Here is a 13,298-nt window from a genome sequence, read left to right on the forward strand (position 1 = left end):
TGATTAATGCCGCTCTACTAACAGCGCCTCCAGTAAATCGAGGTCGTACAGCAGCTTCATCAGCGTGTCATTGCTGATTTTTTGCGTCGCGCGCAGATGATAAAGCTCGGCACGTTCGGACCGTAAAGCCGCCAGTCGGAAGCGGCGCTCGAGGTTCTCTTCCAGCACACTGCTCTCCATGTCGTTGCGCCCGGCGGCCCGGCGGCGAAGATTCCCGATAACCCGCGAGCTGACCTCTTTGAGCAGCTGATCGTCGATATTCTCTTTAGTATCCGCCGCCAGCCGCTCTTCCATCTTCTGAATCGCCACAATCGCCACCTCCGCCGTTGTCGAGCGGGCTAGCCTCTCCTCCGTGCGGGCAACTGCTGAATCCGGCACATCTACGTTACGCAGCAGGATCGGCAGCATCACCACGCCCACCAGCAGCGAGAAGAGAATGACCCCTGCAGAAAGGAAGATTAGCTCATAGCGCGCCGGGAAAGGTGATCCATCCCCTAACAGCAGCGGAATAGAGAGTACGCCCGCAAGGGTTATCGCCCCGCGCACCCCTGCGAAAGAGGCAATAGCCAGCTCGCGCGTCGTGTAGTTGCCAAACTCCAGCGGCCGCTTTTTCAGGAACCGCAGGCTAAGTCGCTTCATTGACCACAGCCACAGGAAGCGCACGCCAATCAGCGCGATGTAAATCAACCCGATATCTAGGAACAGCATCCACAGTTCGACATTTGGATCGGCGTTTGCCGCAGCGACGGAGGTTTCGAGAATGCCCGGCAGCTGTAGTCCCAGCATCAGGAAGACCATGCCGTTGAAGACAAACTCCAGCATCGCCCAGACGCTGTTAGCGCGCAGGCGCATCGCCAGCGGCGCGCTGCGCAGCACGCCGGAACGGGTAATGGTCATCCCCGCCGCCACGGCAGCCAGAATGCCCGACACGCCGATGTGTTCCGCAATCAGATAGGAGGCGAACGGCAGCAGAAGCAGCAGCAGGATTTGCGTGGCAGGCTCATCGCCGCTCCAGCGGCTCATCAGGCGCAGTGATTTACCGTACAGCCAGCTCACCGCAATCCCCGCCAGCAGGCCGCCAATCGCAACTTTAAAGAACTCAACTGTCGCGCCGCCTACGGTGAACACCATCGTTCCTACCGCAACGGCGACGGCCATCTTCAGCGAGACCAGGCCCGAGGCGTCGTTCATTAACGCCTCACCCTGCAATATCCCCATGATTTTCTTCGGGATACGTCCTTCGCCGACAATACCCGACAGCGCCACGGCATCCGTTGGCGACAGCACCGCCGCCAGTGCAAAGGCCGGAATAAGCGGAATGCCCGGTACCAGGTAGTAAATCAGGAAGCCGATGCCGACTACGGTGACCAGCACCAGCACCAGTGCCAGCCCGATTATCTCCCGCCCGTGGTTCAGAAACTCATGGGTTGGCGTCTTCCAGCCGTCCGCAAATAGCAGCGGCGGAATGAACAGCACGAGGAACAGCTCGGGATTGAAATCGACGTGCAGACCGAAGTGAGGCCAGGCCAGCACCGCACCAATAGCGATTTGCATTAACGGCAGCGGGATCTGGAACGGCAACATACGCGTCGCGACCCCGGAGAGTGAAACCACAAGGGTCATGATGAGAATGGTAAAGAAAATTTCCATGCTTTCCTTCAGTTCGGTGTGTTGTGAAGCCCTTTTTTCAGGAGGTTGCTCCCATAATAGAACAACTTTCTACACCGGAAGGAAACAGGAAATGCCTTGAAGGAAATTAACGTAGAGAGTCAAAGAGTGCTTTGACTCTAAATAATTCACGCTGCAGCCAGGCGGCAAGGGAGTGCAGCCAACACCCCTGCAGCGTGAAGTATGACGAGTAAAGTTAGATTGCCCAGCCGCCCGCGTAGAACGCGACCAGCGCAATCGCGATAACTACCGTGCCGATGTTCAGCTTGCGCCATTCACCGGATACCAGACGACCAATCACCAGCGTGGCGAAGCCGATCATGATGCCGGTAACGATGTTACAGGTCAGCACGATGAATACCGCAGTGATCAGGCCAGCCATCGCATCCACAAAGTCAGCAAAATCGATTTTCGCCACGTTGCTCAGCATCAGCAGGCCGACGTACATCAGCGCAGGCGCGGTTGCGTAGGCAGGCACCAGGTAAGACAGCGGGGAGAGGAACAGGATCAGCAGGAACAGGACGCCAACGGTGATGGCCGTCAGGCCCGTTTTGCCGCCCGCTGCCGTACCCGCCGCTGACTCGATGTAAACCGCCGCAGGGGCTGCACCCACAAGGCCGGAGAACACGCTGCTGAGGGAGTCCGTGGTCAGCGCTTTACCGCCGTCAATAATCTGCCCGTCTTTATCCAGCAGGTTCGCCTGACCGGCTACCGCGCGGATAGTCCCGGTGGCATCGAACACCGCCGTCATGACCAGCGCAAGCACGCTCGGCAATACAACGGGATTCAGCGCGCCCATAATATCCAGGCTGCCGATAAGCGAATGGCCGGATTCATCTTTCAGCGACGGCATGGCGAAAATGCCGGAGAAATGTACGGTTGGATCGAAGATCAGACCAACGACGGAAACGCCGATAATGGTCAGCAGAATGCCGCCGGGGACTTTTAATTTCTCAAGGCCAATAATGACGGCCAGGCCAATCAGCGACATGATCACCGGGAAGCTGGCGAAGTTGCCCAGGGCAACCGGCAGGCCTTCCAGCGGATTCTTGACCACCAGACCCACGCCGTTGGCGGCAATCAGCAGCAGGAACAGGCCGATACCGATACCCGTACCGTGCGCCACGCCCATCGGCAGGTTGCGCAAAATCCAGCTGCGAATGCCGGTGGCGGAGATAATGGTAAACAGCACGCCCATCAGGAATACCGCACCTAAGGCAACGGGAACGCTGATGTGCTGGCCCAGCACCAGGCTAAACGCGGTGAAGGCGGTCAGCGAGATGGCACAGCCGATAGCCAGCGGCAGGTTCGCCCACAGGCCCATAACCAGCGAGCCAACGCCCGCGACCAGACAAGTTGCCACAAAGACCGCTGCCGGCGGGAAACCCGCTTTGCCCAGCATGCCCGGTACAACAATGACGGAATAGACCATCGCGAGGAAGGTGGTCAGCCCGGCCACGACTTCCTGACGAACGGTGCTGCCACGTGCAGATATTTTGAACCAGGCGTCAAGACCGCCGGTCGCACGCGGTGAAGGAGTAGACATAGTGAAAAATCCCCTGAGATTTTTATGATTACGTTGATACACGTGACGGACTTCCCGCTGCCGATTAAACGTCTAATCCCTGGCCTTGATTGCGACAAAATGGGGCATCGCAAAATAGCAAACGTTTAACTCCACGTGTAAAAACTGTGCGTCAAATTGAAGGCAAACGATTATCCGGTCTTCTGGAGTGGAGTTTCAACCGAACTTTCTCGGTTTTTGCTGAAAATTGCGCTGGACGAACAAATTATCGCCACGTCGTGCGCAAACGATATCGTTGATGCGCAATTTCGCAACAATACTGCAAGATACCGATAATATTTTTCACTGACTCATAGGATTTTGGAATAGGTTAGCCGCCCGGGATGCCGAAGGGTCCGCCCTGGGTAATGGCACGTTGCCAGGCCGGACGCTGCTGCGCGTTTTTCAGCCACGCCTGAAGATTTGGCAGGTTGTTAAGTCCCCCTCTCTCCAGCAGAGCGATAACCGGGAAAATCATCTGAATATCCGCCGCGCTGAAAGCGTGCCCGGCAAACCAGGGAGAAGTGCCGAGATAGTTTTCAATGAACCGGGCATGCGTGAGGATCTGCTTATTAAGATACGCTTTCTGTACGCCCTGGCCCAGAACGTTCCCTACCGGGCGCAGCAGCCAAGGCACGGGAGCCTTACCAAGGCTGTTGAAAACCAGCTTCATCATTAAAAGCGGCATCAGCGATCCTTCGGCATAGTGCAGCCAGAAGCGGTATTGCAGCCTGTCCTGGGCGGCGATAGGCTTCAGGCGACTTTCGGGATCGTAGGTCTCCTGGAGATATTCAATGATAGCGCCGGACTCCACCAGCACATTGCCGTTGTCCTCCACCACCGGGGATTTGCCCAACGGGTGTACTTTTTTGAGCGACTCGGGCGCCAGCATCGTGGGTTCACGCTGGTAACGCACGATCTCGTAGGGCTGTTCAAGTTCTTCAAGCATCCACAGCACGCGCTGCGAGCGGGAGTTGTTAAGGTGATGGACGACGATCATGGGCTAACCTTTTGTTTTCTGGGATGGGATAACTATAGGAAACGCTGCGTAAAATGGGGAATAAAAATCGCTCAAAAAACACACAATTTTTCTTGCTTACTCGCCAGCGGGTTCTACACTTAAGTTATCAGCGCAATCCGGAACCTCCTGAGAACGTGTAATTGAGGGGCGCTGACGTCGGGGGAAACCCTCCTTGCGAAAAGCGGGATAGATCGAAAGACAAAGACCGGGAACAAACTAAAGCGCCGAAGTCGGGCGCTTTAGTTTTGGGTGGAACGCCGGAAATCCCGATCAATGTGGCGTAGGCTGGATATGCGAAGCGTCATCCGGCAATTTATCTCCAACGTTTATTCTAATCCTCCAGCAGGCGTGCGCCCGTTCCCTGCTCGCCGAGCCTGTCCCCCGGGTTACGCAAAGGACAGTCCGCGCCGGACAAACAGCCGCAGCCGATACAGCCGTCCAGCTCATCCCTTAATGCGGTTAGCGTATTAATACGACGATCCAGCTCCTCGCGCCACAGGGACGAGAGCTTCTTCCAGTCATTCTTATTGATTGAATGCCCGTCCGGCAACACGCCGAACGCTTCGCCAATCGTCGCCAGCGGAATGCCGATGCGCTGGGCAATTTTAATGATCGCGACCGTCCGCAGCACGTCGCGGGCGTAGCGCCGCTGGTTTCCGCTATTGCGCGAACTTTTTATCAGTCCTTTACTTTCGTAAAAGTGCAGCGCCGAAACGGCCACGCCGGTGCGCTTCGCCACTTCACCCGGCGACAGCAGGGATTTAAAACGGGGGGCTCTCTTTTCCAAAATGCGCTTTACCTCAAGTTAACTTGAGGAATTATACTCGCTGCCAGTAAACCCTGCTAATCGATAACGTTGATTAAGGAAGGCCCATGGCACACCAGGACATCATTTATACCCTGACTGAATGGATTGATGAGCATATCGACCAGCCGCTGAACATTGATGTGGTGGCGAAGAAATCGGGCTACTCCAAGTGGTACCTGCAAAGAATGTTCCGCGCCGTAATGCGCCAGACGCTGGGCGAGTACATTCGTCAGCGCCGCCTGCTGCTGGCCGCAAGAGAGCTGCGCTCCACTCAGCGACCTATTTTTGATATCGCGATGGATTACGGCTACGTCTCCCAGCAAACCTTCTCACGCGTTTTCCGCCGGGAGTTTGACCGTACGCCGACGGACTACCGCCACCACGCCTGAACTATCGGGCGGGGCTGGTTTACAGCGGAGGGTGCTGGCCTGCCAGAGCAAGCCAGTTTATAAAGTCATGCGGAGGCATCGCCTTTGCAAAGTGCCAGCCCTGGCAATATTGCACGCCACGCGCCTGCAGCCAGTCAACCTGCTCCTGCGTTTCGACGCCTTCCGCAATGGTTTTCAAATCCAGACTGCGGGCCATATCAATAATGTGTTCCGCAATGAGATAGCAGGCTTTATCCGTGGTGAGATTATCAATAAAGGACTTATCAATCTTCAGGATATCCACGTTTAAAAACTGCAGATTATGCAGGTTGGAATAGCCCGTTCCGAAATCGTCGATGGCAATTTCAAACCCCGCCTGCCGGAAGGCCTGAATCACTGGCCTGGTTTTCGGCACGTCAATAAAGCCCCGCTCGGTTACCTCAACCTTTATCTGGTGGGCTTTCATGCCGTACTGCTCAATTTTCTCCTCCAGCACCGACACCAGGCGCGGGCAGTGGAAATCCGTGGCGGACAAATTTACGGACACATAAAGCTCCGGATGCATCGCCATAAAATCCCCCAGATCGTTGAACAAAGCATCCACCACGTAATCCGAAATTCGCTGAATCAGCCCCTCCGCCTCGGCCAGTGGAATAAAGCTGCCGGGACTAACAGACTGGCCACTGTAATTTACCCAGCGCAGCAGGGCCTCTGCGCCGACGCATCTCCCTGTATGGATATCAACGATCGGCTGGTAATGCAGCTTGAGAAGATTTTTCTCGATAGCTCGCAGCAGCAGGCGTCGGGGAGAATTAAGCTGCTGGCGAGTACGCGACCACATCAGCAGAAGAATAATGCTGCAGATCACCCCCAGCGGTACGGTCAGCGTCAGCTGGTGAAACCACTCTTTATTAAAGCGCTCACCGGACGTGGAGACGATCACCGCGATGGGCCGCTGCGGGGACTTTTCAACGGCGTAAACCCGGTCATTATCCGTAAAGTACTTTTGGTTACCGAGAATAAACTGGTGCAAATGCTGTTTGTTGACCTGTTCGCTTAACGAGAAAAACTCTTTTGTGACAGTATCATAGACGCCATAATCCAGTGTGCGGTCATCTGACATGACGTCGGTGTATGCCCGGGGATTAACCAGCACAATATAATTCCCACGCTGCATGTAAGTCATTTTATGGTCAGCAAAAAAGGGCGTGTCCAGATAATAGTAAATTGACACGTTTGGCTTACGGGTATAATTCGGTTTTGGCGCAGTGAACGGCACCGGAGGCTTATAAGTGGTAGAGCATAAAAATTCATTGCTCCTGCTGTAAATCACATCTTCGACATAAAGTTTGCTGCGCGCGACATCCAGCATTTTCTGCATATGCTTTGGGCTGCAAACCTGCCCGGAAAACTGCCCTGCCTCCGCCTGTGCAGAAGTGACCTGCTGGATAACAAGCTCTGTTTTTTCGATCGCTAATTGCGCAAAAGAGCGTAGATGCTGCCTTATCTCAGACGCAGCTCGAACGTGCGCAAAATATACTGCCAGCATAACGGGCAAAAACACCGTTAGTATCAGCCCCGCCGTCCGAAATATAAGCAGGCTCTTCCGTCTTGTCATGGTGGCCTCATGTCCCTGCTATTACCGCCTTTTACCCTTTAACCGGAACACTCCCGCAATGTCTCGATTAAATTGCATGAATATTCATGCATAAGCAACAGGCGTTTTTTCCTTACCGACAAAGCTTAGAGCAAAATAAGTCATTACGTAGCGATGGCCAGGAATAACTGGCGATAAGTTTTAGCTTACGGACTAAAAATGGGCATTATTTTTATTAAACCAGCAGTGAATACCCCATTAACTGAAATTAGTCAGTATTCCGGGAATTTGATCCCAGCGGCAAAATGACGGCGGCAGCCCCTCCTTCGGGAAAGTCACCGTTTGAGCAAAACGTGTGAAAAACGCACAGCGCTTCTGGCGATTAAAAAAGCAAATGTGATATAGTTCACAACTTCGCTGCAAGCGTAATTTTGTTTACATTTTCTGCAACCACTCATACTGACGGTTCTGTTCTGCTCTCTGGCGCACCTCACGATGCGACACCGTTACAGGTAATGAGTTTGCCTCTGAGGATCGGCTCCATGACTGCAATCACTACCGGCGTTTTACTTATGCGCTGGCCGTTAGTAAGTGCCGTGCTGATGTTTCTCGCCAGCACGCTGAATATTCAATTTCGAAAGTCCGACTATGCGTTTTTAGCCGTCATCAGCAGCCTGCTGGGCATCGCCGCCGCTCTCTGGTTTGCCACCGGCCTGCTGGGCCTGACATCGGCAGACTTCGCCGTCATGTGGTCGTCGTTTAAAGATGTGATGGTAGAGATTTCCAGCCACGCACCGCCTGAATGGCCGATGGTGATGACCTGATAAGCCTCTCCGGTAGCCGCCGTCATTGTGTGCTGATCTAAGGCGAAGTGCTCCAGTTTGACTAGAATGAATAGATGAAATCTATGGAGTCAGCTCCATGAACGTCATCTCTCTTTCGCGACTCGCCGTCACCTGCTTCGCCTGCCTTTTCGCTTTTTTAATGATTAACAGAGTCTCTGCCGCTGCCCCCGTAGAGGCTTTACCGGCACAGGCGGAACAAACGGATCTGGCACTCAGCGCGGACGCGATACTGCAGCCATGGAAAGGTGATTTACCCGGCATGCTCGACCGACGCGTCATCCGGGTTCTCACGACCTACAGCAAAACGTTTTACTTCCTCGATAAAGGCACCCAGCGCGGACTTACCCACGACGCGTTTATCGCGTTAGAAAGCGATCTGAACCGCAGGCTCATCAAGGACAAAAAGCTTCAGCATCGCCATCTCCGGATACAAATCATCTTCGTGCCGGTAGCCCGGGACAGGCTGTTTGCAGCCCTCAACGAAGGCAGGGGAGATATCGCGGCGGCTAACCTCAGCGTGACGCCCTCGCGTGAGAAGCTAGTGTCCTTTACAACCCCTCTGTATTCCAACGTTAAAGAACTTCTCGTCTCCGGGCCTTCGTCCCCCAACGTGGCGACGCTGGAACAGCTCTCCGGCAAAACCGTCTTTGTGCGTTTTTCATCAAGCTATTACGAAAGCCTGCGGGCACTCAATGCGCGTTTTGCGCGCGAATCTCTTCCCCCAATAACGCTGGAGCCAGCCCCCGAGGCGCTCGAAGATGAGGATCTGATCGAGATGCTCAACTCGGGGCTCATACCGCCGATCGTCGTCGATCGTCACAAGGCTGTTTTTTGGAAACAGGTATTTCCGAAAATTCAGGTGCATGAAGATGTGGTGCTGCGCGACGAGGCGGACATCGCCTGGGCGGTGCGCAAAAACAGTCCTCAGCTTCTCGCGCTGCTTAATAGCTTCGTTGAGGAGAACGGCAAGGGCAGCCTGCTGGGCAATATCCTGCTTACCCGCTACCTGAAGAGCGTCAAATACGTCAAGAATGCCGCGGCTGATGAAGAGCGACGCAAGCTGCTGGCGATGGTGGAGCTGTTCAGAAAGTATGGTGACCAGTATGACGTGGACTGGCTGCTGATGGTGGCGCAGGGCTATCAGGAATCTCGTCTCGATCAGAACGCCCGTAGTAAGGCCGGGGCGATTGGCGTGATGCAGGTCTTACCGAGCACCGGCAGGGAGCTGAACGTCGGGGATATCCGCAAACTGTCTCCCAACATCAATGCCGGGGTGAAATATATGCGCTGGATGATCGATCATTATTACCGCGAAGAACCCATGACGCCTCTCGACAAGGCTCTCTTCACATTCGCCTCTTACAACGCAGGCCCGGCACGCATCGCCCGACTGCGTGTCGAAACGCAAAAGCGCGGCTTCGATCCCAACGTCTGGTTTGGCAACGTGGAATATCTGGCCGCCGAGAAGATCGGCACCGAAACGGTGACCTATGTCAGCAACATTTATAAGTATTACATCGCGTACCAGCTCATCATGAAGGAGCGGGCGCTCCAGCAGAAGGCGCGGGAACAATCGATGGCCCAGCCGGTGCCGGAAAAGGCGAAGGTGGCAGAATGAACAATAAAAAAGCCCCGTAAAACGGGGCTTCAAACTGATGACAAACCTACAGCGAACTAATTTCGCAAAGATCTCATTGAATTAATAACAAGGAAAATCAATTCATTGATTTTCGCCTGCTTACCACAAAGAAGGAAAAACCACGCTTTTTCCTTCTTTGTCAGCCATCTAAAGCCCCGTAAAACGGGGCCTTGTGAGATATTTTTTAGGGATTATCAGAACGGGATATCGTCGTCAAAATCCATTGGTGGCTCATTGTTAGCCGGAGCCGCTGGTGCGCTCTGCTGCGGACGAGACTGCGCGCCGCCGCTGAACTGGTTGCCGCCCTGCGGCTGCTGAGGCTGACCCCAACCACCCTGCTGCTGACCACCGTTGCCACCAGCCGGCGCGCCTGCGCCACCACCAGCACGGCCACCCAGCATCTGCATGGTGCCGCCCACGTTGACGACGACTTCAGTGGTGTATTTTTCAACGCCAGCCTGGTCGGTCCATTTGCGCGTCTGCAGCGCACCCTCAATATACACCTGGGAGCCTTTACGCAGATATTCACCGGCCACTTCCGCCAGTTTGCCAAACAGCACAACGCGGTGCCATTCAGTCTTCTCTTTAGTTTCGCCGGTTTGCTTATCGCGCCAGGACTCTGACGTGGCCAGGGTAATGTTGGCGACAGCGCCCCCATTTGGCATGTAGCGTACTTCCGGGTCCTGACCCAGATTCCCGACGAGAATCACCTTGTTTACGCCTCTGCTGGCCATGATCGTGTCTCCTGAAACGTTTTATGAATAGTGTAAACCCTCGATTCTACCATGCCACCCCCAATGTTTATAGCTGCGGGATGGATTCCAGAATCTCTCATCGCTATACATTATTGCATTAAAGCACTGGATATCCATTCAGGTTTTATTGTGTCATAATTAGTCGTTTGCGATCTCCGGTGGCAATCCGTGCGCCGGGCATAAAGCGTTTAATCCGGGAAAGGTGAATGGATAAGATCGAAGTTCGGGGCGCCCGCACCCACAATCTCAAGAATATCAACCTCGTCATCCCTCGCGACAAACTCATTGTCGTGACCGGGCTGTCGGGTTCTGGCAAATCCTCACTGGCTTTTGACACGCTGTACGCCGAAGGGCAACGTCGCTACGTTGAGTCCCTTTCTGCCTATGCACGTCAGTTCCTGTCGCTGATGGAAAAGCCGGATGTCGACCACATTGAAGGGCTGTCGCCGGCGATTTCTATCGAGCAGAAATCCACTTCGCACAACCCGCGATCCACCGTCGGCACCATTACGGAAATCCACGACTACCTGCGTCTGCTTTATGCCCGCGTCGGCGAACCACGTTGCCCGGACCACGACGTCCCGCTGGCGGCGCAAACCGTCAGCCAGATGGTGGACAACGTGCTGGCCGAGCCGGAAGGCCGCCGCCTGATGCTGCTTGCGCCGATCATTAAAGACCGTAAGGGCGAGCACACCAAAACGCTGGAAAACCTGGCAAGCCAGGGGTATATCCGCGCCCGTATCGACGGCGAGGTCTGCGACCTCTCCGATCCGCCGAAGCTGGAATTACAAAAAAAACATACCATTGAAGTGGTTGTTGACCGTTTCAAGGTTCGTGAAGATATCGGCCAGCGCCTGGCAGAATCCTTCGAGACCGCGCTGGAGCTCTCCGGCGGCTCCGCCGTCGTGGCGGATATGGACGACGAAAAAGCAGAAGAGATGCTGTTCTCTGCCAACTTCGCCTGCCCGATTTGCGGCTACAGCATGCGCGAACTGGAACCGCGCCTGTTCTCGTTCAACAACCCGGCTGGCGCATGCCCAACCTGCGACGGCCTGGGCGTACAGCAGTATTTCGATCCGGATCGCGTGGTGCAAAACGGCGAGCTGTCGCTGGCCGGTGGCGCAATCCGCGGCTGGGATCGCCGCAACTTCTACTATTTCACCATGCTGCGGTCTCTGGCGGAGCATTATAAGTTCGACGTAGAAACGCCGTGGAACGATCTGAGCGCATCGGTGAAAAACGTCGTGCTGCACGGGTCCGGCAAAGAAACTATCGAATTCAAATACATGAACGATCGCGGTGACACCTCCGTACGCCGCCATCCGTTCGAAGGCGTTCTGCACAATATGGAGCGCCGCTATAAAGAAACTGAATCTTCCGCCGTGCGTGAAGAGCTGGCGAAGTTCATCAGCAGCCGCCCTTGTGCTAGCTGCGAAGGCACGCGCCTGCGCCGTGAAGCGCGCCACGTGTTCGTTGAGAACACCCCGCTGCCCACCATTTCAGATATGAGCATCGGCCATGCGATGGAATTCTTCCAGAACATGAAGCTCAGCGGCCAGCGCGCGCAAATCGCCGAAAAAGTGCTGAAAGAGATTGGCGATCGCCTGAAGTTTCTGGTGAACGTCGGCCTGAACTACCTGTCCCTTTCCCGCTCCGCAGAAACCCTCTCCGGCGGCGAAGCCCAGCGAATCCGTCTGGCGAGCCAGATTGGTGCCGGGCTGGTCGGCGTGATGTACGTGCTGGATGAGCCGTCCATTGGCCTGCACCAGCGCGACAACGAGCGCCTGCTGGAGACGCTTATCCACTTGCGCAATCTCGGCAATACCGTGATCGTGGTAGAGCATGACGAAGACGCCATTCGCGCCGCTGACCATATCATTGATATCGGCCCTGGCGCGGGCGTACACGGCGGCCAGGTGGTGGCGGAAGGCAGCATGCAGGACATCATCGATGCGCCGGAATCCCTGACCGGGCAGTTCCTGAGCGGCAAACGCGAGATTTCTGTGCCGAAAAACCGCGTGCCGGCCGATCCGGAAAAAGTCCTCAAGCTGATTGGCGCGAAAGGCAACAACCTGAAAGACGTCACGCTGACGCTGCCGGTAGGCCTGTTTACCTGCGTCACCGGCGTTTCGGGTTCAGGTAAATCAACGCTGATTAACGATACGCTGTTCCCGCTCGCCCAGCGCCAGCTCAACGGCGCGACCATCGCGGAGCCGGCGGCCTATCGCGACATTCAGGGGCTGGAACATTTCGATAAAGTTATCGATATCGACCAGAGCCCGATTGGCCGTACGCCGCGTTCAAACCCGGCAACGTATACCGGCGTGTTCACCCCGGTACGTGAGCTGTTTGCGGGCGTGCCGGAATCCCGCGCGCGCGGCTATACGCCAGGGCGCTTCAGCTTTAACGTGCGCGGCGGGCGCTGTGAGGCCTGTCAGGGCGACGGCGTGATCAAAGTTGAAATGCACTTCCTGCCGGATATCTACGTGCCGTGCGACCAGTGCAAAGGCAAACGCTATAACCGCGAAACGCTGGAAATTAAATACAAGGGCAAGAGCATTCACGAAGTGCTGGATATGACCATTGAAGACGCCCGCGAGTTCTTCGATGCCGTGCCTGCGCTGGCGCGTAAGCTGCAAACGCTTATCGATGTGGGCCTGTCTTATATTCGCCTTGGGCAGTCAGCAACGACGCTCTCCGGCGGTGAAGCCCAGCGCGTGAAGCTGGCGAGGGAGCTGTCAAAACGCGGCACGGGGCAGACGCTCTATATTCTCGATGAGCCGACCACCGGCCTGCACTTCGCGGATATTCAGCAGCTGCTGGAAGTGCTGCATCAGCTCAGGGACCAGGGCAACACCATCGTGGTCATCGAACATAATCTGGACGTGATTAAAACCGCGGACTGGATTGTCGACCTTGGCCCGGAAGGCGGCAGTGGCGGCGGCGAGATCCTCGTTTCCGGCACCCCGGAAACTGTCGCCACCTGCGAGGCGTCCCATACCGCGCGCTTCCTTAAGCCATTGCTCAGGTAAA

At 55.4% G+C, this 13,298-nt stretch carries 10 protein-coding genes; 4 read left to right on the forward strand and 6 right to left on the reverse strand.

Going from position 1 to position 13,298, the window contains the following annotated elements; translation table 11 throughout:
• Positions 1 to 3: 3 nt before the first annotated feature.
• The 4 genes from ACA108_20510 to soxR form a co-directional block, all read right to left on the reverse strand.
• The gene (locus ACA108_20510; protein ID XEX95675.1) at positions 4 to 1,650 is read right to left on the reverse strand and encodes a Na+/H+ antiporter; all 1,647 of its coding nucleotides are present in this window, start codon (positions 1,648 to 1,650) and stop codon (positions 4 to 6) included.
• Between the two features lie 214 nt (positions 1,651 to 1,864).
• A complete protein-coding gene (gene ghxP / locus ACA108_20515) occupies positions 1,865 to 3,214 on the reverse strand; it encodes a guanine/hypoxanthine transporter GhxP (protein ID XEX95676.1) in 1,350 nt (449 codons plus the stop codon).
• A gap of 349 nt (positions 3,215 to 3,563) precedes the next feature.
• On the reverse strand, positions 3,564 to 4,232 hold the full coding sequence (locus ACA108_20520) for a glutathione S-transferase family protein (protein XEX95677.1): 669 nt from the start codon (positions 4,230 to 4,232) through the stop codon (positions 3,564 to 3,566).
• 352 nt (positions 4,233 to 4,584) lie between these two features.
• Positions 4,585 to 5,040, reverse strand: a complete 456-nt coding sequence (gene soxR, locus ACA108_20525; GenBank protein XEX95678.1) for a redox-sensitive transcriptional activator SoxR — start codon at positions 5,038 to 5,040, stop codon at positions 4,585 to 4,587.
• 86 nt (positions 5,041 to 5,126) lie between these two features.
• Here soxR and soxS point away from each other — a divergent pair, with 86 nt between their 5' ends.
• Complete coding sequence (gene soxS / locus ACA108_20530) at positions 5,127 to 5,450, forward strand: superoxide response transcriptional regulator SoxS (protein XEX95679.1); 324 nt, start codon at positions 5,127 to 5,129, stop codon at positions 5,448 to 5,450.
• 19 nt (positions 5,451 to 5,469) lie between these two features.
• On the opposite strand, the gene ACA108_20535 is transcribed toward soxS, so the two are convergent.
• A complete protein-coding gene (locus ACA108_20535) occupies positions 5,470 to 7,047 on the reverse strand; it encodes an EAL domain-containing protein (GenBank protein XEX95680.1) in 1,578 nt (525 codons plus the stop codon).
• Between the two features lie 521 nt (positions 7,048 to 7,568).
• On the opposite strand from ACA108_20535, the gene ACA108_20540 reads away from it, so the two are divergent.
• The gene (locus ACA108_20540; GenBank protein XEX95681.1) at positions 7,569 to 7,850 is read left to right on the forward strand and encodes a YjcB family protein; all 282 of its coding nucleotides are present in this window, start codon (positions 7,569 to 7,571) and stop codon (positions 7,848 to 7,850) included.
• 97 nt (positions 7,851 to 7,947) lie between these two features.
• Positions 7,948 to 9,489, forward strand: coding sequence for a transglycosylase SLT domain-containing protein (locus tag ACA108_20545; protein XEX95682.1), 1,542 nt, complete (start codon positions 7,948 to 7,950; stop codon positions 9,487 to 9,489).
• A gap of 215 nt (positions 9,490 to 9,704) precedes the next feature.
• Here ACA108_20545 and ssb1 read toward each other — a convergent pair whose 3' ends face one another.
• Positions 9,705 to 10,244, reverse strand: coding sequence for a single-stranded DNA-binding protein SSB1 (gene ssb1, locus ACA108_20550; protein XEX95683.1), 540 nt, complete (start codon positions 10,242 to 10,244; stop codon positions 9,705 to 9,707).
• Positions 10,245 to 10,471: 227 nt separating this feature from the next.
• Here ssb1 and uvrA point away from each other — a divergent pair, with 227 nt between their 5' ends.
• On the forward strand, positions 10,472 to 13,297 hold the full coding sequence (gene uvrA / locus ACA108_20555) for an excinuclease ABC subunit UvrA (protein XEX95684.1): 2,826 nt from the start codon (positions 10,472 to 10,474) through the stop codon (positions 13,295 to 13,297).
• Position 13,298: the final 1 nt, after the last annotated feature.

Source organism: Dryocola sp. LX212 (genome assembly GCA_041504365.1).
In the GTDB taxonomy this organism is placed as follows: domain Bacteria; phylum Pseudomonadota; class Gammaproteobacteria; order Enterobacterales; family Enterobacteriaceae; genus Dryocola.